General features: G+C 53.4%; 27 protein-coding genes. 16 read left to right on the top strand and 11 right to left on the bottom strand.

Going from position 1 to position 23410, the window contains the following annotated elements; translation table 11 throughout:
• Positions 1-102: 102 nt before the first annotated feature.
• The 3 genes from QEH53_RS20490 to QEH53_RS20480 all read right to left on the bottom strand — a co-directional run bounded on the left by QEH53_RS20490 (position 103) and on the right by QEH53_RS20480 (position 2347).
• The gene (locus tag QEH53_RS20490) at positions 103-1242 is read right to left on the bottom strand and encodes a response regulator (protein ID WP_309025087.1); all 1140 of its coding nucleotides are present in this window, start codon (positions 1240-1242) and stop codon (positions 103-105) included.
• Between the two features lie 339 nt (positions 1243-1581).
• Entirely contained in the window at positions 1582-1950 is a 369-nt protein-coding gene (locus QEH53_RS20485; RefSeq protein ID WP_309025086.1) for an Hpt domain-containing protein, read from the bottom strand.
• 94 nt (positions 1951-2044) lie between these two features.
• Positions 2045-2347, bottom strand: coding sequence for a hypothetical protein (locus tag QEH53_RS20480; RefSeq protein WP_309025085.1), 303 nt, complete (start codon positions 2345-2347; stop codon positions 2045-2047).
• A 120-nt stretch (positions 2348-2467) separates the two neighbouring features.
• Between QEH53_RS20480 and nadC the strand changes: the two genes are divergently transcribed.
• The 7 genes from nadC (at position 2468) to QEH53_RS20445 (ending at position 6929) form a co-directional block, all read left to right on the top strand.
• Entirely contained in the window at positions 2468-3379 is a 912-nt protein-coding gene (gene nadC, locus QEH53_RS20475) for a carboxylating nicotinate-nucleotide diphosphorylase (protein ID WP_309025084.1), read from the top strand.
• A gap of 30 nt (positions 3380-3409) precedes the next feature.
• Positions 3410-4399, top strand: a complete 990-nt coding sequence (locus tag QEH53_RS20470) for a biotin--[acetyl-CoA-carboxylase] ligase (protein ID WP_309025083.1) — start codon at positions 3410-3412, stop codon at positions 4397-4399.
• Positions 4400-4510: 111 nt separating this feature from the next.
• Positions 4511-4885 carry a DUF2007 domain-containing protein gene (locus QEH53_RS20465; RefSeq protein WP_309025082.1) on the top strand — a complete coding sequence of 125 codons (375 nt, stop codon included), beginning with the start codon at positions 4511-4513 and terminating at the stop codon, positions 4883-4885.
• Between the two features lie 42 nt (positions 4886-4927).
• Positions 4928-5473 (top strand): pyridoxamine 5'-phosphate oxidase family protein, encoded by a 546-nt coding sequence (locus QEH53_RS20460; protein WP_309025081.1) that lies wholly within the window; start codon positions 4928-4930, stop codon positions 5471-5473.
• An 86-nt stretch (positions 5474-5559) separates the two neighbouring features.
• Complete coding sequence (locus QEH53_RS20455; protein WP_309025080.1) at positions 5560-6000, top strand: DUF2721 domain-containing protein; 441 nt, start codon at positions 5560-5562, stop codon at positions 5998-6000.
• Positions 5993-6436, top strand: coding sequence for a DUF2721 domain-containing protein (locus tag QEH53_RS20450; RefSeq protein WP_309025079.1), 444 nt, complete (start codon positions 5993-5995; stop codon positions 6434-6436). Before QEH53_RS20455 ends, QEH53_RS20450 begins: the two co-directional genes overlap by 8 nt.
• Positions 6437-6440: 4 nt before the next feature.
• The gene (locus QEH53_RS20445) at positions 6441-6929 is read left to right on the top strand and encodes a hypothetical protein (RefSeq protein WP_309025078.1); all 489 of its coding nucleotides are present in this window, start codon (positions 6441-6443) and stop codon (positions 6927-6929) included.
• On the opposite strand, the gene QEH53_RS20440 is transcribed toward QEH53_RS20445, so the two are convergent.
• Positions 6926-8479 (bottom strand): ATP-binding protein, encoded by a 1554-nt coding sequence (locus tag QEH53_RS20440; protein WP_309025138.1) that lies wholly within the window; start codon positions 8477-8479, stop codon positions 6926-6928. The two genes, QEH53_RS20445 and QEH53_RS20440, sit on opposite strands and share 4 nt — an antisense overlap.
• Between QEH53_RS20440 and QEH53_RS20435 the strand changes: the two genes are divergently transcribed.
• From QEH53_RS20435 to QEH53_RS20415, 5 genes are all read left to right on the top strand, one after another.
• Positions 8432-8566 carry a hypothetical protein gene (locus QEH53_RS20435; protein WP_309025140.1) on the top strand — a complete coding sequence of 45 codons (135 nt, stop codon included), beginning with the start codon at positions 8432-8434 and terminating at the stop codon, positions 8564-8566. The genes QEH53_RS20440 and QEH53_RS20435 overlap by 48 nt on opposite strands.
• A gap of 220 nt (positions 8567-8786) precedes the next feature.
• Positions 8787-9620 carry an ATP-dependent sacrificial sulfur transferase LarE gene (gene larE, locus QEH53_RS20430; RefSeq protein ID WP_309025077.1) on the top strand — a complete coding sequence of 278 codons (834 nt, stop codon included), beginning with the start codon at positions 8787-8789 and terminating at the stop codon, positions 9618-9620.
• The gene (gene larB / locus QEH53_RS20425) at positions 9617-10273 is read left to right on the top strand and encodes a nickel pincer cofactor biosynthesis protein LarB (RefSeq protein WP_309025076.1); all 657 of its coding nucleotides are present in this window, start codon (positions 9617-9619) and stop codon (positions 10271-10273) included. Before larE ends, larB begins: the two co-directional genes overlap by 4 nt.
• 6 nt (positions 10274-10279) lie before the next feature.
• Positions 10280-11494, top strand: a complete 1215-nt coding sequence (gene larC, locus QEH53_RS20420) for a nickel pincer cofactor biosynthesis protein LarC (RefSeq protein ID WP_309025075.1) — start codon at positions 10280-10282, stop codon at positions 11492-11494.
• A 25-nt stretch (positions 11495-11519) separates the two neighbouring features.
• The gene (locus QEH53_RS20415; RefSeq protein ID WP_309025074.1) at positions 11520-11711 is read left to right on the top strand and encodes a hypothetical protein; all 192 of its coding nucleotides are present in this window, start codon (positions 11520-11522) and stop codon (positions 11709-11711) included.
• A 64-nt stretch (positions 11712-11775) separates the two neighbouring features.
• Here QEH53_RS20415 and QEH53_RS20410 read toward each other — a convergent pair whose 3' ends face one another.
• Positions 11776-14595, bottom strand: a complete 2820-nt coding sequence (locus QEH53_RS20410; protein WP_309025073.1) for an ATP-binding protein — start codon at positions 14593-14595, stop codon at positions 11776-11778.
• 147 nt (positions 14596-14742) lie between these two features.
• On the opposite strand from QEH53_RS20410, the gene QEH53_RS20405 reads away from it, so the two are divergent.
• On the top strand, positions 14743-15261 hold the full coding sequence (locus QEH53_RS20405) for a hypothetical protein (protein ID WP_309025072.1): 519 nt from the start codon (positions 14743-14745) through the stop codon (positions 15259-15261).
• Between the two features lie 10 nt (positions 15262-15271).
• Here QEH53_RS20405 and QEH53_RS20400 read toward each other — a convergent pair whose 3' ends face one another.
• From QEH53_RS20400 to QEH53_RS20380, 5 genes are all read right to left on the bottom strand, one after another.
• Positions 15272-16333: a PA0069 family radical SAM protein gene (locus tag QEH53_RS20400; protein WP_309025071.1), complete on the bottom strand. Its 1062-nt coding sequence runs from the start codon at positions 16331-16333 to the stop codon at positions 15272-15274.
• A gap of 123 nt (positions 16334-16456) precedes the next feature.
• Positions 16457-17941 carry a M56 family metallopeptidase gene (locus QEH53_RS20395; protein WP_309025070.1) on the bottom strand — a complete coding sequence of 495 codons (1485 nt, stop codon included), beginning with the start codon at positions 17939-17941 and terminating at the stop codon, positions 16457-16459.
• Position 17942: 1 nt separating this feature from the next.
• Positions 17943-18314 carry a BlaI/MecI/CopY family transcriptional regulator gene (locus tag QEH53_RS20390; protein WP_309008822.1) on the bottom strand — a complete coding sequence of 124 codons (372 nt, stop codon included), beginning with the start codon at positions 18312-18314 and terminating at the stop codon, positions 17943-17945.
• 73 nt (positions 18315-18387) lie between these two features.
• Entirely contained in the window at positions 18388-19578 is a 1191-nt protein-coding gene (locus QEH53_RS20385; protein WP_309025069.1) for an MFS transporter, read from the bottom strand.
• A gap of 312 nt (positions 19579-19890) precedes the next feature.
• Positions 19891-20463 (bottom strand): LysE family translocator, encoded by a 573-nt coding sequence (locus QEH53_RS20380; protein ID WP_309025137.1) that lies wholly within the window; start codon positions 20461-20463, stop codon positions 19891-19893.
• Positions 20464-20682: 219 nt separating this feature from the next.
• On the opposite strand from QEH53_RS20380, the gene QEH53_RS20375 reads away from it, so the two are divergent.
• On the top strand, positions 20683-21537 hold the full coding sequence (locus tag QEH53_RS20375) for an alpha/beta hydrolase (RefSeq protein WP_309025068.1): 855 nt from the start codon (positions 20683-20685) through the stop codon (positions 21535-21537).
• A gap of 46 nt (positions 21538-21583) precedes the next feature.
• On the opposite strand, the gene QEH53_RS20370 is transcribed toward QEH53_RS20375, so the two are convergent.
• Positions 21584-22123: a hypothetical protein gene (locus QEH53_RS20370; RefSeq protein WP_309025067.1), complete on the bottom strand. Its 540-nt coding sequence runs from the start codon at positions 22121-22123 to the stop codon at positions 21584-21586.
• A gap of 112 nt (positions 22124-22235) precedes the next feature.
• Here QEH53_RS20370 and QEH53_RS20365 point away from each other — a divergent pair, with 112 nt between their 5' ends.
• The gene (locus tag QEH53_RS20365; RefSeq protein WP_309025066.1) at positions 22236-22400 is read left to right on the top strand and encodes a hypothetical protein; all 165 of its coding nucleotides are present in this window, start codon (positions 22236-22238) and stop codon (positions 22398-22400) included.
• A gap of 15 nt (positions 22401-22415) precedes the next feature.
• A partial coding sequence (locus QEH53_RS20360; protein WP_309025065.1) for a histidine kinase occupies positions 22416-23410 on the top strand: 995 nt, incomplete at its 3' end.

Genomic DNA, 23410 nt, shown 5'->3' with positions numbered 1-23410 from the left:
TAAAGGGAGACCCCGCGAACAAAAGCTCTCAAATGGGACCTCAAGTTTTGAGTTCTTTTCGTAATTTCGAGGATGACGCTTCCGCTCACTGAAACAGGTTTGTCACACGGTTGGCAAATCGAGCGGCAACGCGAATGCGAAGCTGACGCCGCTATTTAAATCGTTTCGTATATCAAGGGAACACCCCATCGAGTCGAGCATATGGCTCGCAACTTGAATCGAACAAATCGCTTGGCGGTCCGCTGCATTCTGGGCCTCGGCGGCTTGTCTCGAAACGTCGCAAAGAGAGGCATAGTCACTCGCTTCTATTCCGCGACCTTCGCAGGAAATCGAAATCGAGAGAAGACCCGATTCGACTTTGGACTCTACATTGACAATCTTGTCGCTCGCGGAATAGCAAAGCGAGGCGGCGATGAGGTTACGCAGAATTGTCGAGACCATCCGCTCGTCGCAATATGCCCGAACATCGACAATGCCGCTTTGGGCGATGTAAATACCGCGCTCGTCAGCGAGTGCGGTGAGCAGGCGTACCGCTCGGTGAAAGCAGCCTGCTACATCGACCATAGATAGATTGAGGCGCATGGCGCCGCGGACGCTTCGTCCCCAATCGAGCAATTCACGAGTCGCCACCAAGGACTCGCAAGAGGTTTGGTAGGCCGTATCCAGAAATTCAATCAACATTTCTTTAGGCATGTTCTCAGCTTCCTTGATTGTCGTAGATAGAAGCTGATTCAACGCGAACAAGGGAGTCGCCAAATCCGTTTCGAGCAGCGACATCAACTTGTCCTTAGATGCGTTCGCGATCTTGAGTGAATTCTCTGCTCGCTTCCTCTCGATCGCGTACTGCGCCATACGATCGAATATAATTCCGCAATCCTTGTTTTTCTGCACGAAATTGACCGCGCCCGCTCGGATCCCGCGTTTGTAGACATCCGGATCTTGGTTGCCAGTCACCATTATGTACGCAGAGCCTGGATACTGACCAGAAAGTTGCTCGATCACCTCCGATCCCTCCTCTAATCCCAGATTGTAATCTACAGCCACAATCTCGTAGCTAGACCCATCAAGCTTCAACTCCGCTTCCTCCGAATTGCGTGCCCAGTCGAACTCATAGGAATTGTCTGAGTTGTTTCCTATCATAACGGACAGGGAGCGATAATCGTGTACACTGTCGTCAACAATCAGAACTTTGACCGGAGCGAAGACTTTTTCTTCAAGGATAGATCCGCGAGTGGTATTCATACGAAGGTTCGTTTTTTAGATATTCTTTTGTGGAGGGGTGTTGATATGCGCGACCAAGGGCTGGCTGCCCGGGTCCGCCCGACTACACTAGGGATCGGCGCTCACTTCTCCTTACGTAGCATAAGAGGGCTATTAACCAGCCCAATGAGGCTAATTAGCAGACCTTTTATAGGGGTAAGAGGCTGCAAATTCGCACCTGATAAAAATCCTGTGAAACGGGGGTACGCGCTAGCTAATTTTTGACAGAATTGCCAGATGTACCTCGCGCGCTCGAACGTCACGGGCGATGATTGACGGCAATGGGAGAGCATCCAAGGTCACACCTCCACCCCTTTCCGACTACGGGCGCTTCGAAAAATACTCCTTAACCGCTCGTATTGAGTCTTCTACCAGTTTCGAAAGAGCTCCCAAACGACCTTGGGCAACAGCCGTATCACCACTCAACAAAGCAGTCTCGATTTCAGCGGCAAGCAAAGCCAAGGCCTTTAGGTCAGAAGTCTGGGCCGAACCTTTGATAGCGTGCGCAGTTTTGCTAGCTTCTTCGATTTGCCCCTCCGTGAGCTGCTTGGCGAAGCGGTCAAAGTTGCTAGAGAGGTCGATCAAACACGCGTCCATAACGTCTTTCATCAAATCCTCGTCGTTCATCAAGCGCCACCTAAGAGTTTCCGCAGCAAACAGTCGTGGAGGGGTAGGATTCTCCTCAGTCATAACTGTGAAAAACCGATCTACCGCTTAATCACGATCCAAAAAGCCGTAAGAGAGAATTTCGCCAACGGATTAACGCCCTATCTGACTGGCGGAACTAAGTCGCGAAGCCCTCGCCCAACAAAGTACCGGCGATATGCCTCCATTCATCCGCTAGCGAACCTTCAAAAAATGGCTGGCTCGCACGCGAGTACCAATAGCCCGCGTTTCCCTCATCTCCCTCCTTGCGATGCAGGTAGGCGTGCACCCAGTCCCCTTCTCGGTTTCCCGCATCCTGAGCGTGCTCGTGGGCTTGGTTCCAATCGCCCTTCGCATCCCACCAAAGCGCCGACAAAGCACCGTCCATTCCTTCTGGAGCAGCATCTGATTCCACTGACTCGGTAAACTCCTGCAAATTCATGGCAAAATCCAAACAAAGCCGTTCGTCCCGCTCAAGCGTCAATCGATCCGCCTGCCTCGATTACTTTTCGCTTTTTCGCCCTTCACTCTTTCGCAATCAACCCCACTATTCCGCCAACCGATGAAAAAAGCCGACCGTTGCTGCCAACGCCTCACTTGGGCCGACCTTGACCTCGCTCCGCTCAACGCCCTCATACAGCTCGCGAAGTCCGAGGATCTCACCGCTGGCGGCCTCCGCGGCGGCACTGAAACACCGGGAGACCACTCCTCCGCGTTGCTCGACGCCAAGCAGTCGGCAAAGACCACCCTGCGGGCCCGCACCGCACTGACCCTGTGCGGAGCCGAGCTCGCTCCCCTCGTGCTCTCCGCCTACCACAGCGAGCTCGCTTTCGAGGCATTCTCTAGCGACGGCGATACGATCGCCAAAGGCGACGCCATCGGCACCCTGACCGGACCAGTACAAAGCTTGCTCAGCGCAGAACGCCCCCTACTCAATTTTCTGCAAAAGCTCTCGGGAGTCGCCACCCTCACTCGCCAATACGTGGATGCTCTCGGCCACTCCACCACCCGCCTGCTCGATACCCGGAAAACCACTCCTGGCTATCGAGTCCTGGAAAAGTACGCAGTGGCATGCGGAGGCGGCTGGAACCACCGGATCGGCCTCTACGATCGCGTCATGCTTAAGGACAACCACCTCGCCGCCTTCGGCTCCGACCCCAGGCAGTCCGCCATCGAAGCCGTATCCGAATCGCGGAGACGCAATCCGGAAATCCTCGTAGAGATGGAAGTCGACACCTTGGAGCAAATCGAGCACGCGCTGGCAGCGCAGGTGGACATCATTCTACTCGACAACTTCACGTCCGAGCAGCTCAAGCAAGCAGTCCATCTGATCGGCAGCAAAGCGGTGACAGAAGCCAGCGGTGGAATCACGATCGAGTCTATACCTCAGCTCGCGTCACTCGGGCTCGACTTTATTTCCACCGGAGCCACCGTGCACCAATCTACTTGGATCGACATTGGCCTCGATTCTTAAGAGACAGCTTTCCCCATTTCCTCACCTTCCATGTCAGACACCAACGTTCTCATCATTCGCGAATTCCTCGTAGCAGACGGCGATTTTGTCTCCGGCAGCGAGCTTGCCGAGCAAATCGGCGTTTCTCGCGTATCCGTCTGGTCATACATGGAGAAGCTCAAGGCCCAAGGCTTCGACTTCGAAGCAGTGCGTAGCAAGGGCTACCGACTCACCAAGGTACCGGAGCAGCTAAACCAGGCCTTGATCCAAGCTCGACTTCAACACGCTGCAGACAAGTTCCAAGCCATCGTGCTAGATGAGGTGGACAGTACCAACTCGGAAGCGGAACGGCTCATCGCAAACGGCCAAGAAGCGCCCTTCGTAGTAATTTCCAGACTACAATCAATTGGACGCGGACGCCTCGGACGCGTTTGGCACAGCCCACAAAACGGGAACCTCTATGCCAGCTTCGGGTTCCGGCCACAGATTTCTCCCTCCCAAATGTCACTCTTCACGCTGTGGATGGGCATCAACATTTGCGAATGCATCAACTCCATTTGTCGCGTCAACTGCCAGGTAAAGTGGCCAAATGACCTACACATAGAAGGCAAGAAAGTTGCCGGAATCCTGACTGAAGCCCGCATGGAGGCGGACCAAGTACTCAGCGCCGTTTTAGGCCTCGGGCTCAATGTCAATAGCGATGGCTCGGACTGGCCAGAGGGACTCAAGGCGCTTGCCACCTCCCTTCGCCAAAGTTCGGGTCAAAGCTTCGATATAAACAAGCTCGTATCCGCAATAACTGGACGAATCGCGATCGCCTACAAACAACTCTCCGACGGCAGCCACCGAGCCGCCTTAAAGGAACGCTGGCCTCGATACGATACGCTCGCAGGCAAAACTATAACCCTCATCCAAGGGGAAAGCCGAATATCCGGGGTTGCAAAGGGGATAGACTCCAGTGGCTCTCTCATAATCGAAAGAGACGACGGCACGCGCTTCCTCGCTCGAGCAGGCGAAGTCACCATCGAAAAAAAGAGCTAGTCGAGCTCGTCTTCCTCACGAATTCAACGCAGCAGACCAAGTCCGTCGTTCGTGCAAACTTCTACAGAGTCCTCGCTCCGCGTTTGAGACCCACATGACTCTGCTATCTTAATGGTAACCCTAGTCAAATTCCAGTCTCCCGACGAAGCTTATCTCGCAAGGATGAGGCTTGAGGGAAGCGGAATCGAGGCATTCATCGCGGACGAAACCATGGTCTCCATGAACTGGCTCTACTCCAATGCGATCGGAGGTATCCGCCTCCAAGTGAGAGAAGAAGACCAAGAGCGAGCGATGGAAATTTTGTCGCTGACACCTTCCGAAAGAGGAATCGTCACCTGCCCACACTGCGGGTCTCAAAATATCAAATACAGAAAGATCGGACCTGCTGCGGCAATCGGGCTTATCATAGGGTTCATACTGCCCGCAAAATCGAACGAGCTAGACTGCGCAGATTGCAAGAGAAGCTTCGAATCAAAACGTCTTTAGGTCTGGTCTCTCATCAACTGTCCACTCACCACGAGCCTCACTATGAAAATCCACCCAGAAATGTCACCCAAGCATATCGCTTGGATCGAGAAGCAGAAAATGTTCTTTGTGGGAACCGCTCCCCTGGCAGGCGACGGTCACGTAAACTTGTCTCCAAAAGGCGGTGACAGTTTCCGCGTTCTAGGCCCACTGGCCGTCGCGTACCAGGACTACACTGGTAGTGGCGCCGAGACGATCGCCCACCTTCGCGAAAACGGCCGCATGGTCCTCATGTTCTGTGCCTTCGAGGGACCTCCGCAAATATTCCGTCTCCACGGAAAAGGTACCGTTCACCTGAAAGGTACGGCCGAATACAAAAAGCTCGCTGCATCCTTCCCGGATAACCCGGGAACACGAGCGATCATCCACCTCGACGTCAATAGAGTCGCAGACTCCTGCGGCTACTCCGTGCCCTACTACGACTATCTCGGCAACCGCGACATTCTGGATAAGTGGGCTTCGAAAAAAGGTGAAGAGGGGGTCGCCGCCTACCAACAGGAAAAGAATATCAAGAGCATCGACGGACTCCCGGCTATCGATTCCCTCTGACGAGTAGACAGTCGACAAGGGCTGTTTTCTTTGCGTTACTTCCTGTCAGCTGAAACGGGCCCATATTTGGTCAAGCCGTAGCCACGATGCAACTACAGGACGCAATCAACTTCATCAATGCTTCCCTCGCGCCAGCCGTGCTGGTAACCGGCGTGGGGCTGCTGCTCGCTGGGTTGCAATCGAAGTACAGCACCTTAGTGGGTGTCATACGTCAGCTGAACAGCGAGCGTCGGAGCGCTGAGCCATTCAGCCCTACCTTAAATCGGGTGAGCCAGCAAATTGCCTCGCTAATGCAACGGGCCCGCTTGGTGCGAAACGCCATCTTTTGCTTCTATACCACGGTTGTCTTTCTCGTTTTTTCTTCGATAGCCTTGGGTATTGGAGTGCTCAGCTCCATCGCTTCTTCAGTTCTTGTCTTCATCCTTTTCGGACTCTCCCTTGCTTTCCTTTTCGTCGGTCTCGGCTATGCGACGCGCGAAGCCATCCTTTCCTACAGAATCGTGCAACTCGAGATCTCAGATGAGTGACCTGACACAGCTCACCCTCGAAAACTACGAGGCTATCCTCGCCCCATTTTTGATGATGACATCGGCCGCGACCTTGGCTTGGGCCTTGCAGACGCGCTTCAGCCGAATCGTGCAAGGGATTCGTACTCTCGTCTCTGACGGAAGCCGTGACAACATCGACTACGCCAGCTCCCTCGAGAAACAGATCAGCAACCTGAAGCAACGTTCTCTTCTCCTGCGAAACGCTATCGCTACGCTCTACGGCTCGATGTGTCTATCGCTCCTCACAGCCGTTCTACTAGCATTCGCCACCATCGCCGATCTACCCCTCGCGGGGGCAGTCATCGCCACTTTCCTTTGCAGTCTGGTGGCCCTCGCATCAGGCTTGCTCTACGCCCTCCGCGAAACAACCCAACACTTCGTGACACTGAAGGAAGAAGTCAATAATCGCTCCTAAGAGCATGATACCCACAGCCACACGCCTGTCCTACGCGAACGGATACATAGAGCTCGGCATGCTGGAGGAAGCATCTGTCGAGCTAGACGCAATCCCTGCTTCGGATCGAATCCTGGACGACGTTCTCCTCATGCGTTCCCGTCTGTATCTGGAAACCAAGAACTGGGAGGTCATGGCGGCTGTTTCCAAGCAGCTAGCAGAGCAATTACCCGGTTCACCTCAGGCTTGGACAAACTGGGCCTACGCCCTGCGCGAGATGAACATGTACGGAGAGGCCAAGGCAGTCGCCCTACAAGGTTTGGCCCTCCATCCACGAGAACCCGTCCTCTGGTACAATCTCGCTTGCTATTGCTCCCTCCTCGGGGAGTTCCAAGGCGCCTCAGACCACCTTGACTCCGCGATCAAGCTCGACAAGGAGTTCGAGCAGGAGGGTGTCGACGACCCAGACCTCGAAGGGTTTTGGAATTGGCTGAAGAACCAAGGCGACGCTTAGTGATTCCGCTTCGCTAGCTTTTGCTTCGAAAGCGAGGCAGTCCTGAGAGTCGCGCAAATTTCTTCGATTTCGATCGGCTTGCCGAGCAGGCAGTCAATCCCCACCGCTTCGCATTTTCTCCTGACATCCTTGTTAACGGTAGAGGTTATGGCAGCTACATACGGTATTCCCCCGTCACGCTTTTCCTGAATTTCAAAGAGCATTGCGGCCGTTTCGAAGCCATCGAGGTCTGGCATGCGAACGTCCATGAAAATGGCGTCGTAGTGATTGGCTTCCGCTAACCGCAGCGCTTCAGAACCATTGTTCGCCTCGTGCGACTCGTAGCCGAGCTTTGCCAGGGTAGCAGAAAAAAAGCTGCGAACCAACGGACTATCCTCCACAACCAAAACCGACAATGGATACGCTCTGGCAAAGCCCTTTGACATCTCGTTCTCGAGGTCCCTCATCTGCTCGGTTACCTGTTCGCGATCGCGACAAGAAACTGTGAAACGGAAGTCCGACCCTTCGCCAATCTTGCTTTCGACTCGGATCGTACCTCCCAGCATGTGAACCAGGCGCTTGCAGATGGCTAGACCCAAACCTGTCCCCTGATACCGGCGACTATAGGTGGAGTCGACCTGTGTGAAGGTCTCGAAAACCTTATCGATATCCGACGGAGCGATGCCGATCCCAGTATCCGTAACCCGGAACTCGACCAAATCACCGTCCAACTTTCTCGCATGGATCCTCACTTCCCCTTCCGAGGTAAACTTGACGGCGTTGCCGACCAAATTGACCAGCACTTGGCGCAGGCGCCGTGCGTCCGAGATCAATTCGCTAGGCATACCTGGGGCAATTTCGACCGCGAGCTTGAGCCCTTTTTCCTGGGCCGAATATGACATCGCGCTCAGCACGCTGGAGATCAGGTCCCGAGGGCTGAAAGCTTCATATGCAAGCTCCAGACCGCCAGCTTCGATTTTACTGATGTCCAGCACATCGCCAATCAGTGTCAACTGGCTCTCCGCGCACTGCCTCATCATATTGAGCAGCTCGAGCGATTGAGGTTTCTCGCAAAGCGAGGAAAGCAGGTTGATCCCGCCGATGATCCCGTTCATCGGAGTTCGAAACTCATGGCTCATGACGGCGAGGAAATCGCTCTTCGCCTGCGAGGCGGCCTCCACTTTGCGCTTGGCCTGAGACAACTCAGCTATCAAGTGGTAGCGCTCGATGGAGTGATTGATGGTACGCTCCAGGGCGATCGCTGTCAGCTCATTCTTGCTGATGTAGTCCTGGACCCCTCTTTGCATGACCTCGCGAGCGATGTCTCGGTCATCCATCGGACTTAGGATCAGCAAGGGACAGTTTGCATTCTTTTGTAAAACATCGAGGGACTGCATGTCGACCACCGAGCTTAGCCCCAAGTCCAACAAGAGGACCGAGAATCCCTGGCTCTTGAGCAAGGCCAGAGCCTCGGTTCGATCCGAAGCGAAGCTGAGGCTGAAATGTTCAAGCATTCCTCGAGCATGAAACAAGCGCTCCAAGAACTCTCGATCTACTTCACTCTCTTGCACTACGAGAATGCGGCGAACGCTCTTCTCGCGACGCCCCTCCTCATTATCTCTCCTCTTACTGACGTGTTCTGTTTCGACCATACCTAAAGTGGACGACTCCCAAACCCTAGCGATTCTTTACACAACTTGCTCGAAAATTATTGGGTTTAAAAGACGCACGTGTTGGCGTTTTTCGCAAAACCCTGAGGACGATTGTCAGGGTTGTCCCTCTTAAATCAAGCTTATCCGCAGCCTTACTAGATCTAATCTAAGCGAGACTATCCTCGCATTTACTCAAGCCTCGCAGTCAAATACCCACTTCCCGAGTATGAAAAGAGTGAACTCCGAATCGAAAACTGAAGATACCTTGCTCGAGCTCGAAAGATGGTTCGGCAAGATACAGGGCAGCCTGACAGCCTTTTCAGGAGGCGTGGATTCCGCTCTCGTGCTTTTTCTCGCGCGCAGGTTCCTCGGCAAGGAGGGCGCCATCGGATGCATTTCAGACTCGCCGAGCTTGAAACGCTCCGATCTTCAAGAAGCCAAAGACTTCTGCCAGAAGCACGATATTAAGCTCGAAATCATCCACACCCAGGAGATCGAAGACGAAGCCTACTACACCAACCCCTTCAATCGCTGTTTCGCCTGCAAGAGCCACCTCTACCAAGACCTTTCCGCTCTACTCGGAAAACACCCCGGATTCGTCGCCACCAACGGAACCAATAGCGACGACCTTGGCGACTATCGTCCCGGCTTGCAGGCAGCTTCCAAAGCCAAGGTCCGTTCGCCGCTGGCCGATTGTGGCCTCGACAAAACTGCTGTCCGCAAGCTCGCGAGACACCTCGGCCTTTCCAACTGGGACAAGCCCGCCAGCCCCTGCCTCAGCTCCCGAATTCCCTACGGCCAAGCAGTCACACGCGAGAAGCTGAGTCGCATCGAGCTCGCGGAAACCGTCCTGACCCGATATGGATTCAAGCAAGCGCGCGTTCGACACTACCCAGAGGAAGCGCGAATTGAAGTCCCCACGAGGGACCTCGAGCAGTTAAAAAAACACCTGCCAAAAATTACCGAAACGTTTGCCGCAATCGGTTTCCCAAATACTACCCTCGATGCAGAAGGATTGGTATCAGGAAAACTGAACCGCGACCTGCCTTCTCAAAAATGAGCGACTCCTTCGAAATAGATTTCAACCGCACTGAACGCCTAGGATTTCCCGAAGTCATATTTGGGGCAAGCAAGCCTCTCGCCGTGCTTGGCGACATCTTGCAAAGCTATAAGGAAAAAGGGCTGAACGCACTCGCAACCAAAGTGCAACCGAGCAAAGGCGTCGCCCTCGCAGAACGCTTTCCGGGGAGCTTCTACGACGAGATTTCCGGCATTTTCGCTCTTGAAGATTCTCCCGACCTGGAAGGCAGCGCGAGCGAGATAGCAATCCTCTCGGCCGGCACTTCCGATGCTTTCGTGGTCAACGAAGCCTACCACACCCTCACGTTTCTAGGCTGCAAGGCTAAGCGGTACAACGACATTGGCATCGCTGGGATTCATCGTCTGCTTTCCAAGGTCGACGAGCTTCGGAGATACAAAGTCCTGATCGTAGTGGCCGGATTCGAGGGAGCCCTGCCCACCGCGGTGGGTGGATTGCTTCCCCAACCCATCATCGCTGTACCCGCATCCGTAGGCTATGGCGTCTCAGAGGGCGGAACCGTCGCCCTCAATACCATGCTTTCCAGCTGCGCCAACGGCCTCACAGTAGTGAACATCGACAACGGCTATGGCGCCGCCATGGCCGCCTACCGAATCATCCAAAGTTTCGCCTAAGTCCTCATGTCCAACACCCTCTACCTAGAACCCTTTTCTGGCATCGCCGGAGACATGCTGCTGAGCGCTCTTTGTTCCCTCGCCGACGCTTACGACGAGGTCGTCGAACTACCCGCCAAACTTCACCTTCCAGACGGAAGAGTCGAAATCCAAACCCTCAACAAAAACGGTATCGTCTGCCGGCATATCAACATTATCGATACAGGAGAGGCCCACAGCGAAACACACTCACACAGCCACGACCACGGCGGCCACGCACACAGTCACGATCATTCTCCGCATCGGCACCTTAGCGACATACTCGCGCTCATCGAAGCGGGACACATTTCCCAGCGAGCCAAGGAAATAGCGAAATCGATTTTCCTAATCATCGGCGAATCCGAAGCTCGGATACATAATATTCCCATCGAGAAAATCCATTTCCACGAGGTAAGCGGCGTCGACTCGATCTTGGATATCGTCGGCTGTGCAGTGCTAATCGATCGCCTCGATATCTCAAAGTGCTACAGCGATCCAGTCTGCCTCGGTTTCGGAACGGTAAAGACGGAGCACGGGTTGCTCCCGGTACCTGCCCCCGCAACTGCAGACATCCTTAAAGGGATCCCAACTTACAAAGGTGATGAGCAAGGCGAACGCTGCACGCCGACGGGCGCCGCAATCCTAAAATACCTTCAGCCCGAGTTTACCCCCCCTCCGACTCCCACCCAGGAAATCGCCTATGGGCCGGGCAAGAAAGATTTCAGGGCTGCTAATGTTATTCGCACTTCACTGCTCGCCCCCGCGAAAACTGAAGCAACCGAAGTCTGGGTGGTCGAAACCAACTTGGACGATTTCTCTGGCGAATATCTCGGCACGGACTTCCAAGATGGCCTGATCGAGGCGGGCGCGCTAGACTTTCATCTAAGCGCCGTACAAATGAAAAAAGGTCGCCCGGCAATCCTTCTGAGCGCCTTGTCCACTTCCGAATCCCGAGACGCCGTGGCCGACTATATTTTAGAAAACAGCAGCAGCATCGGCGTCCGATTCCATAAAGCTCAAAGACGAACCCTCGCCAGAAGAAAGGTTGCCATCGAGACCGACTACGGTACGGTTCTAGCTAAGGAATCCGAGATGCCTTCCGGAAAAAAGAAGACCAAGCTCGAATACGAATCCCTCAAAGAACTTGCCCAGAAGAACCATATTTCCCTCCAAGAACTGAAACGAAATATTGCCCGATCCTGAGACCCTCCAAAGACTCCTGACAAAAATGAAAAAGACGACCACCACCTTTGCATCTCTCGCTATTGCAGCCAGCGTATCCGCTCACACTACTGCCGTACCTCACTCCCACTCCGGGTGGGAAGTTAATTGGCTCACCATATTCACAGGCGTCGCCACTCTAGCAGCTGTCGCAGTCGCTATAGCGACTTTTCGCAAGAAGCCAAGGGACACGAAGTAACACTTTTGCAAATCCTACCGCAGCCAAGCTCGCCGTTCTTACGCAGCGAGCTTTTTTGTGGTCGCTAGTCAGCGCCCATCATCTCCTCAACGAGTCTTTGCGCCGCTGCCTTGGTTTTTTCCACAGTCGCCGGTATCATAGTCCAAGCTCTTTCTACAGATTCCCAGTCGTTTCCTAGGCAGGCATTTTCTACCGAGTCCGCGATATCGCCCAAACGGTTTGCTCCAAAACTTCGAGAGCTCCCTTTCATCGTGTGCGAGTGCAGGCGAGCTTTATTAATGTCAGCAGCGTCTTCTATGGCGAGTCGTAGAGCCTCATAAGTCTCGTCCAAGCCACTCAAATACTGATCGATGAGGCTTCCGATGAGTTCCTTGTCGTCTCCGAACATACCAATGAGCTCGTTCATATCGAATAGCTCCGCTTCGGTACGGGGCCCTAGAAGCGCTGCAACCTCAAAAGACGAATGTGTATGAACGCTGTCATCCTCCCGAGCTGAAACCTGAAATCTCTGCCTCGAAGCGGAAATTGCCTGCAGGTCGTCTCCTTTGCCGAGAACCTGCAGTAGCTTCTCGGTCAGAACTTTTGGCCGGATCGGTTTGGCGAGATAGTCGTCCATCCCCGCGTCTAAACATTTGTCGCGATCTCCCGACATCGCGTTCGCAGTCAAAGCGATGATCACTGAATCGCGACAGAGAGTTCCCCCACTCCCTCCGCGAATGAGCCCCGTCGTTTCAAAGCCGTCCAGCTCCGGCATCATGCAGTCCATAAATATGATGTCGTATTTGGTCCGCCGAGTAGCCTCGATCGCTTCCAACCCGCTCGTCGCCATATCCGGCTGGAAACCGTGGCGCTTGAACAACTCATCTGCGACCAGTCGATTCGCGATGTTATCGTCCACCACTAGGATCTTCGCTTTCGAAAACTGAGGTAGCGACTGTAATTCCGATCCACTCTTCGAGCTCGACACCAGATCATTCAAAAACGAACGCAGAATACGGCGAGCCGAAACTGGAGCGAACAACAATTGTATTCCAGAAACCGCTACATCAAGATCAGTCCTGCGATGGGATGCATCCGTCAGCATTAAGCTCCGGATATTCATCCCCTTAAAACATGCCTTCCACGGACCGAGTCCCAAGGATTCATCGAAAACGACATCGGTGAACGCCCGACCCGCCAAGCTCGCCTCCTCCATTAACGGCAGACTCGACTCGAAGTCAGGCACGACTTCCGCTCGGACAGGCACTGCCTCCAGGGAATACTTCAGCGAGAAAGCCAGTTCCAGACGATCTGAGACGATCAGGACATTTCGATCGGAAAGCTTGTCAAGTTTCCTGTCACCAAGCTGAAAGCGTGGCCCATCTACCCGCGTAAAAGGTATGCGTATCCAAAATCTGGAACCACTTCCGGTGTTGCTGAAAACGCCGATCTGACCGTTCATCAATTCCACAAGTCGTTGGCTGATAACCAAGCCCAACCCGGTCCCGCCAAACTTGCGAGATGTCGAGCCATCCGCTTGCGAAAACGCCTGGAAAAGCTTACTTTGGATCTCCTCGGGGATTCCTATCCCTGTATCCCGGACCCAAATACTCGCCACTAAGCTATCGGCTTCCGTCTCGAACTCGACGCCAAGCTCGATTGAGCCTCGCTCTGTAAATTTTATCGCATTGCTGACCAAGTTCGAGAGGACTTGCTTTAGACGGTGCGAGTCACCTAGAACCGGCTCGCTGAGTCTCCCATCCGGTAAAACGACGATGTCCAAGCCTTTCTGGCTCGCACTCAGAGCGAAAAGCGTCGCGACTTCCTCCATCACTTCGATCAGGTCAAAGGGACTATTGTCCATCTCGAGCTTACCCGCTTCGATCTTTGAAAAGTCCAAGATATCATCGATCAAAACCATTAACGTCTCGGAGCAATTAGATAACGTATCCAGATAACGACGCTGGGTATCGTTGAGGGACGTTTCTCTCAAAACTGTATTCATACCCAGAATCCCGTTCATTGGAGTTCGAATCTCGTGGCTCATGCTTGCCAAGAAATTTGACTTCGCTTCTTCCGCTTCCTTTGCCCGCCGAGCGAATTCCTCCGCCCTCTCGATTTGCTTTTCCAGTGCGGAATTAGACTGGGTAAGCTCTTTGGTTCGCTCAGCGACCAACTCATGCATTTGATTGGAAAACTGCTGCAAGCTTTCACCCAAACTCTTGAGCTCAACGACCTCCGTATTCGCTAACCTGATACTGTTGGAGCCTCGAACAGCTCGATCGGCAGTGCGAGATAGGAGGATAATCGGGGCCGACAACCTGCGAATCGTTTCCTTGATCGTTCGCAGGTAAAAATAGGCCAAGGCCCCAAGCGTTAAAAGCGATCCAACCAGAGCGAGCCACTTCATGTTGCGTATAGCAGCTTCCTGCATTCGCAGCACCGTTTCCGCTCTCAGCTCCAAACGACCCAAGGTCGACTCGAATGCTTCCGAGCCCTTTTGAAAATCCCGATAATAGGAGTCGCTATTCTGGTAGCCGATAACCTTATCCGCCAGCTTCAAGTAATCACGAAACGCTCCTTCCACAGCGTCCCATTCGTAATCCTGTTTCGCCTTCCCACTGGCCGCCATAGCCTCGATGACCTCCTCGCACTTAAGGATCCGGCTCTCCACCAAAAAACTCAGGTAGTCCGTGTCTCTCGAAAGAAATACATCGTGAAGCAACCTCATCTCGCGAGCATGGAAGACAAACTCGCCTATCATTCTGCGGTGAACCGATCCTTCTCCCGATGATTTCTGCATCACCGCGACTCCCCACGCCAGTGCCGAGATCGTGCTCATGGTGACAATCACCACGATAAGGATCTTAAGAGACAACAGTGTTAGCAGTTTCGAGAGAGTCACGACTTTGGAGGAAAACAATATGTTTTCGTCACTGAATCGCGGATGGATAAGGATCTGGGAAATTTCCTCAAATACACCGGCAGTTTAAAGTCTTTTTAACCAACAACAGGGCTTGCAGCCACATACCTAGCTCAAACAGATTCAAGCATGTTTCGAAAAATCCCGTACGTTCTGTGTCTCGCTATCTACCTAGCATCCTTCCAATCGCTGCACGCCGAGGAAAAGCTCGATCAAGTACTAGTCGAGTTACAGGCGCTCCGTCAGCAAGTTGCCAATTTGGAGGAGCGGATCGCCAACTTGGAAAATTCGGATGTTCCCCCAGTCGCAGCTCTCGAATCGCAAAGCTCGGACATCAAGCCCCAACAGCGCAAAAACCTTTTCGACAGCATGCGTATCGAGCTGAAAAAAGCGGAAGTGCGTGCCAGCGGCGCTTGGACCTCGCCGAGCTCTTGGGATAGCATCTCGACGGGTCTCACCGTCGATGAGGTCATCGATGCCCTCGGGGAACCTACCACCCGCAAATTTTCAGTGCGCCGCGACACCGACGAAATCCTTTACTACCGCGGCGACCTCGAAGGTACCGGAGAGCCTGTAGAAGGAGAAATCCGTATCTACAAAGACAAGGTCCGTCGATTCACTGCGCCCGATTTCCCAGAGGGAGACTAGACTGTCCACCTCAAAACTCCCACTCCATCTGAGGCGACTCCGCTCGTCGAAAATGGCTCGTCTTCACCGTTGGAGATTCCGAAGAGAGTCCCTCCCGTCTTAGGCTCACCTGAAACAGCTGCCTGATCTGGTCAGCAAAAATTCCCTTACCGGAAAAACGTTCACCGAATTCCGTCCGATTCAACTGCCCTCCACGCAGCTCCCGCAAACGGCCTTCCACCTTGTTTCGCTGGGAAGGATAGGCCTGATCCATCCAATCAAAAAATACATCCTTCACCCCGTGAGGTAGACGAAGCAGAATATAGGTCGCGAAGCTCGCCCCCGCTTCCTTGGCTGCCTTCAAAATAGCGGGGATCTCGTGATCGTTCAATCCTGGGATCACGGGAGCGATCATGATGCCGACCGGGACCCCAGCAGAAGCCAAGGTTGAGATCGTCTCAAGCCGCCCTTTCGGCGAACTGGTGCGCGGCTCCATCACGCGGGCCAATTCTGCGTTCAACGTCGTTAGCGAGACTGACACGTTGCAGAGATCCAAACTCGCCATCTCAGCCAGTAGGTCCGCATCGCGAGCAACCAGCCGGTTTTTGGTGACAATCCCCACCGGATTCCGGAAATCCAACAAAACCTCCAAACAACTTCTCGTCAAAGAGAGCTGCCTCTCTACCGGCTGGTAAGGATCCGTCACCCCGCTCATGGCGACCAACTGCGGTTTCCATTTGCTCGCCGATAACGCCTTTTTCAGAAGCTCCGGCGCCCGTCGCTTCACTAGAATCTTGCTCTCGAAATCAAGGCCCGCCGAGAAGCCTAAATACTCGTGAGTCGGCCGAGCGTAGCAATAGGCACAGCCGTGCTCGCATCCGCGATAAGGATTCAAACTCGCATCAAACGGAATGTCAGGGCTGGAATTGTAAGTGATGATCGACTCAGACGCGTCGTCGTAAAAACGGGTTCTCAACCGCGGCCGGTCCTCCTGGTGTGCCTCATCATCCACAAGGATCTCCAGCCGCTCGAAGCGGTTCTTCGGATTGGAATTTGCACCCCTTCCGGCCTGCTTTTCCTGCACTTGCTCCATCTAGTATGATCATAGATACAAACAGGCTTCCCACAACCCAGAATTACCGAAATCCGGCGGTACGAGCCTTCTAGAAAAAGTCACCAAAAAGCCGTATCATCATTTCCGATACGGCTTTAGAAATCATCTCTCTCTTGATCTTCCCGAGGGTTCTATCAAATCGAATGACCTAAGCCAAATCCCCGAGGCACCGCTCGAGCTAAGGCCGTAGTCTATCTCTCGAGCGCTCGCCGCCAGACCTAGCCTCAAGTCCATGAAGCGGACATCCGACCCAGCATCGCTCACTAAGGATGTAGACGCCCGATTTATGATTCGGCCTTCCTCGTTCTTGACCGAAATCCAGAAATCCTGGTCTTCGCTGCCGGCATCTACTTCATACGTTACGCGAGCAATCACCTCGCGTCCGGCTAGCGGGCTAACATCGACTTCCTGCAACCAGCTGCGCGGCTTACTCATCAGCGCGGAATCGAGCAGTCGGCCGATTTCGATGTCCTCAGTCCGATCGCGATCCTGACCCGTTAAGCGAAAGAATGCCGAACCGGAGAACCGAGTCAGACCCAACAAACGTTCCGCCTCGTTTTCAACCTCCGCTTCTTCCGTGATAGAATAAACGAAGGAGGCTCCAAAGAGCCCTAAGCCGAGAATCGCAAACAAAGGGGCGGAACGCCGAGGGCTTGCGATCAGATGAATCCGATCCCGCAGGGCACTCGCTTTGCGATTGCCGAGCAGGCAAAGCGCTCCCGCGGGCGAAACCAATGAACCACGGCAGCGCTGCATCACGTGCAGCAAGGTCATTCCATAGTCGCGTACGGTGGTGATGCTGACCGTGTTGACCACGTCCGCATCACAGGCCTGTTCCATGGAGATTTTGAACTGGCGAAAAACCAACCAAACCAACGGATTGTACCAGTGCACGAAGCAGACAAGCATCAGCAGATGATGTAAGAAAAGGTCGCCTCGCTTAAAGTGGGTAAGCTCGTGCAGCAGTACGCAGCGAATCTCCTCGTCGCTTAACTCGTCCGCCAGCACCTTTGGAATAACCACACGAGGATTGAAAATGCCTGCGATACCCGGAGTCTTCACATCCTTCGATACGAGCAATGGTACATTCGCATGAATTCCGAAGCGGCGACGCGTGTCCTTGAAAATGTCATAAAGACGACCCGAGTTGATTCGCTCGGCCCTACCAAAAAAACGGTGCAGGCGAATAGCGTTCACCAGCAGTCTAGCCAACAAAACCAAGATGCCTATCGCCCAAAGCGATACCAGAGCGTTCTCCCATGAGAATCCGACCATGGTGCTCTTGATGAGCTCGTCTTGCGTACGAAAATCGGGCAGCAAGGTTTCGCCCCAACCGGACTCCACGACACCACTACGCAAAACGCTGGTCCAAGTCGAAGGCTGCAAGTTTTCGCTGAGGTTAAATATGCTGTGGCTAAACGGCAAAGCGATTGGAAGCGAAAGCCGGATCACCAACAAAGCCCAAGCCCAGCAAAGGAGCTTCGGCGAAAGCCAACGCCTTAGCGCCGGTATGGCCAAGAGCATAAAAAAGCTCAGCAACGCAAAGCGTACGGATGCATCCCAGTAGGACCAAAATAAATCAGCCATGTTATTTTGCCTTCCGGTCGAGGATCGCTCTTAGCTCATCCAATTCACCATCAGACAACTCTTCGTTCTCGATGAAGTGGAGCATCATCGGAGCAACCTTGCCCCGAAACACTTTGCTAAGGAAATGGCTTCCCTCGGTCCGTCGGCACTCCCCTTCGCTGAGAAGGCAGGAGTAGACATTGGCGCGTCCTTCGCGTTGAGACTCTATAACTCCCTTCTGCTCCAAACGAGCCAAGAAGGTGTTAACAGTCTTTTGCTTCCATTGATCATGGGGCAGCAGGTCGAGAACCTCAGTAGCGGTCATTGGGGCATGATCCCAGACTACCTTCATCACTTCCCATTCTGCATCGGATATTTTGGGGCCTTTTTCCATAGCATTAAAACGAGACAGTTAACAGACTACGGTTGTAGTAAATAGTCAAGGCCTAGATAAAATTTAAGAGCGATCACTCTCTGCGAATGACCCATGCTCCCGCAACGCCAAAAACGCCGGAGAGCAGCCACCAAGAAGCCCCCATATGCCCGTAGAGCCAGACTCCCCCACTTGCGATCAGGTTGCTAGCCGCCCAAGTCATGCCTCGCAGCCCGAAGTAGCGGCCGCGATATGCCGTTGGAGCTAGGCTACTACTGTATGCCATACCTATCGGCAGAGCCACGATTTCGCCAATCGTGAAGACGATCATGGCCCAAACAAATCCCGTCCGCGTTTCCGCAAAGCCGAAAATTAAGCACCCCACGCCAATCAAGGCATAGCCGACCATCAGAACGTTACGCGGGTCCCGTCCTTTCAACCATTGCACCGCAGGAATCTCTACGAAGATGATGAGCAACCCATTCAACCCCATTATCCAACCGTAAGTTGCTGGCGAAAGCCCCCGGTCCGAAGCATAAATTGAGAGCAAGGTAAAGATCTGGGAAAAGGACACACCCATCAAAAGCACCGCCATCAGGAACCTGCGGAAACGAAGGTTGCCAAAAGCATCCACCACCGCATTGCGCCAGTTATCCACTACTCCACGGAAAGTCGCCTTGCCTTCGATGCTACGCAATCCATGCGGCAAGAAAAAGTAAGCGAGGCCTGCAAATAGGAATGTCGTCAAGGCATCTCCCAGGAAGATTAGCATCGGCGACTTCACATAAAGAAAGCCCGCCACCGCAGGTCCGGCCGCGAAACCAGCGTTGATCGCCAAACGAAAGAGAGCGAACGCAGTCACCCGCTTCTCCTCCGGAACAAGATCAGTCAACAAAGCGCTAGCAGGCGCTCCAAAGATGAAAACGGAAAATCCATAAAAAGCCCCCACAACCAGCAATAGGATGTAGTTGTCTACAAAATACATCCCAATCAAAGAGCTCCCACTCGCGAGCAATGAAACCACGATCGTATTGCGACGCCCAATCGAATCTGCGAGATACCCTCCAGCGATCGGTCCCAGAAAATGTCCCGTCCCCAATGCCGCCATGACACCAGCAATTTCCGATAGTTCGAATGATTTATCCTTCAGATAAAGGCCGAAGAAGGGAAAGACAAAAGCGCCAAAGCGATTGCAGAACTGACCAAGCACCAGCACGAAAACAGGTTGCGGCAGGGAACTAATTTCAATCGAGAGTTCCTTTAGGGATTGGACGGGGGATTTCATTTTACGTCATGGTTTCGAGCAATGCGTGAAAACAAAAAGCCCCTGCTGACTCAGAGAGCAGCAGGGGCTTTATAGAAACAGATACTTATCGTGTATCGACTATCTGAATAAACCTTCCCTACCGCAATGGGCCACGTGACGGGTCTTATCGAGACCAGAAACAGACCATTTGGATACAGCCACAAGCGAACGGAGCATAAGCGCTTCGTTTTGCTGAGAATTGGCTAACGGCAGTTTAGACATTCGAAGGCAGCCAATCCTTTGACTCCCAAAGAGCAAGCTCGAAAAACGATCAGTGCTTACGGTGGCGTCTTAGTCTAATCCCGAAAACACAGTCAACACACCTAAAGCGATAAAAAACAAGGCCGACAACACAGCCAACCATCGAGACGGAGCCGCTTTCGAAACCGCTCCCGCTAAGCTTCCTGAAAGCAAAGCCCAAGCGCTATCTCCCAACCAGCCGATCCCCACAAAAGCCATGCCCAATACCAGAAGCTGCATGCTCACTTCACCACGAGTCGGATCGACGAACTGCGGCAGGAAAGCTAAGAGAAAAAGAATCACTTTGGGATTTAGCAAGGCTACTAATATTCCTCTCAGAAAGTCGGACCGCCCAGACCGGACCTGCTTCACTCCTAAACCCTGTGAGTTCTTCCGACTCCCTAGTAGACCGAGCACACCGAGGTATATCAAATACGCAGCGCCAGCGTAACGCACCCCATCCAAGGCCCATCTGCTCGAGGCGATCAAAGCGGAAACGCCCCAAGCAGCGGCGATCGCATGTATCAGGTTTCCGAGGCAAATACCACTGGCAGTAACACATCCGGCCCTCCTGCCATCAGCGACACTCCTAGCCACTATGAATGCTACTGCAGGACCCGGCACCGCAACCAACGCCACGGACGCGCCAACGAAGACATACCATTGAGAAGCCTCAAACACCCCTCTCTCTACTGCCAGAGATCGAGAGACTTGCCAGCGCGAATTCTCAAGTCCTCATCCGTAACCGCTTAGCCCTCGATTTCGACCGCTCCCACGAAACCACCTCACAAACGATCGATTAACCCGCAGATTAAGGGTGTTCAATAAACCGATTCTAATCCAATGAAGAAAAAACTCATACTCACATCTATCCTATGCCTCGCCCAAGCCGCATTCGCAACTCCTAGCTTCGAGGTGAAAGTCAGCGGCTCAGGCGCTCCAATCCTATTTATCCCGGGCCTCGCCTGCGACGGTAGCGTCTGGGACGAGGCAGTCGCTCGATACAGCGACTCCTATGAATGCCACGTTCTTAGCATCGCTGGATTCGCAGGTACTCCACCCTTGGCAGTGAACGAGCCTCTTCTCGACACCGTCAAAGAAGATCTCGCGAGTTATATTAAGAAAGAGTCCCTCGAAAAACCGCTCATCGTCGGACACAGCCTAGGCGGCTTTATCGCTCTCTCCCTTGCTATCGATCACCCGGAAATAGCCTCACAACTAATGGTCGTTGATAGTCTACCTTTTCTTCCCGCCGTCATGAATCCGACAGCGACCGTAGAAACCACCAAGGCCCAAGCGAAGGCACAAAAAGAGATGACGAGCCAAGGCAGCCAAAACGAGGCCCAACTTCAAATGATGCTGCAAACCATGGTCACCGACCCCAGAAACATCGATCGCGCGCATGCTATGTCCTTAACAAGCCACGGCCCCTCCGTAGCCCAAGCCATGTACGAACTCAACACCATCGACCTGCGCGATAAAGTATCCAAAATCCAAACACCCACCACAGTATTAGGAGCCTGGTACGGCTACGCTCAATTTGGAGCCACTCAAGAAAGCGTAGCAAACACCTTCCGCTCCCAATACGCTCAACACACTAACTACCGCTTCGTGATGAGTGAACGCGGAAAACACTTCATCATGTGGGACGACCCCGAGCTCTTTAACCAAGAACTAGATAAGATCCTGAGAGATTAGCCGGCATCGCTATAAGCGGACGGTATCCCCACCGCCAAAAAACTGGCTAACGCCTCCACCAATCCACTGCGACCGTCCGCACCACTTCCACAATCACGCTGGCCACTAGCTTAATCGGATAAGTGATAATCTTGGCCATTGTTGGAGGGCTCGTTGTATCTTCCACAGCTTCCACAAACAGCTCTTCTGCCGGCCTGGCTTGCGCCACGGCCGTCGCCTGCTTGATCGAATGATACCCCTTGTAAATCTTGTAGGCGGTCTTAACCGACCGCGTCGAAATCTTCTCCTTCGGCCTTGCTCGCCCCCATTTCTCGTCAGGACGGGTGGGAGCAAAGCGTTGACTAGGGGATGCAACTGCCAGCTGCGACGTATGCGTGAAGGGACGAGGAGTCTGGGAGTACTGAACCGGTTCCGACTGCGGTCTAACCGGCTGGAAGTAGTTGTATGCCTGCGTCTGGCGCGGTTGCTGGTAGTGCGGTTGAGAAGAGTAGCTCTGCCGCTGCAAACGCTGGTGAGAAGGTGGCTCTCCCGGACGCCGCGGGGCGTACCGCCCATCGGGCAACCCGCTGGCTAGAGAGTCGGACAACAGACAGATCGTCGCCAAACAAATCCAAAGCACTCGCAAAAACATACCTACCACGCTGCAAGCTGAGCCCAAACCTGCAAGTCGATTTCCCTAACCTCAAAATCTATCGAAAATGAAATACCGAATCGCTTCTCTATTCACCCTTTGCATTCTCCTGTACATCGCTTTCCTCCTGGGAAAATCTCTCGAAGGCTTCATACCACCTGTCATCGTTTTGCTACTCCTCACGATTAACGGTATGAGACGATCCAAAAAGCAATCTGCCTGCTACCGTTGAGCCCACCACATTAGAATGTCACACGCCCCTAAACCGAAAACCGTCTACTGGCTTCTGCAAACGCTTACGTGGAGCGTGTATGGCACGATCGGATACATTTCCAACCGCAATTTCATTTCGGACATTCCCGCGACCAGCACCGCAGGTGTCGCCTATTCGGGGGCTGCCATTCTCTTCCTCTCCACCCACCTTCTGCGAAACCATTCGCTGAGCGCGAATTGGATAAGTCTCTCCTTTCGCAAGCTCATCTTTCGACTCGCTCTCTCTACCCTGCTCATTTCCACCATTAGTCAGCTCCTCGTCTCGCTGATCATGTTCTGGCCCTTCGACCTCTTTACGGTGGAGCGTCCGTACAGCATAATTTTCCTATTTATCTACATCTTCCAAACCCAGATCATACTAATGCTCTGGTCGCTGGCTTTCTTTAGTTACCACGCCATCCGGAACTACAAGAGCGAAGAAATCGAAAAGTGGCGGCTTCAAGCAGCTGTCAAGGACGCCGAACTGATCGCCCTCAAAGCGCAAATCAACCCTCATTTTATCTTTAATTGCCTCAACAACATCCGTGCCCTCGTGCTAGAGGATTCCGAAAAAGCGCGGGATGCCATCACAAAGCTCTCCGAACTGTTACGCCGCTCTATGCGGTCGAACCAAGTGGAGACCATCACGATTGCGGACGAGCTCGCTACCGTAATCGACTATCTCGACCTTGAAAAAATTCACATGGAGAACCGTCTTCGCTACTCCATCGAGACCGACACCCAATGCGACGCTTATGAGATTCCCCCCATGGCCATCCAACTGCTCGCGGAAAACGCCATCAAACACGGCCTATCGAAACTTCCTTCGGGAGGGGAAATCGTCATCAACACCCGTGGGGAGCGAGGCAAGCTGGTCCTAGAAGTACTCAATACCGGGCGACTTGCCGCCCCCCACCTTGAGTCGCACGGGATCGGGCTCAACAACATCCGCGAGCGGCTCAAACTCCTCTGCGGACCGTCGGCCTCGCT

Source organism: Pelagicoccus sp. SDUM812002 (assembly GCF_031127835.1).
Classification (GTDB): domain Bacteria; phylum Verrucomicrobiota; class Verrucomicrobiia; order Opitutales; family Opitutaceae; genus Pelagicoccus.
This window is presented reverse-complemented; position numbering and strand designations above follow the sequence as displayed.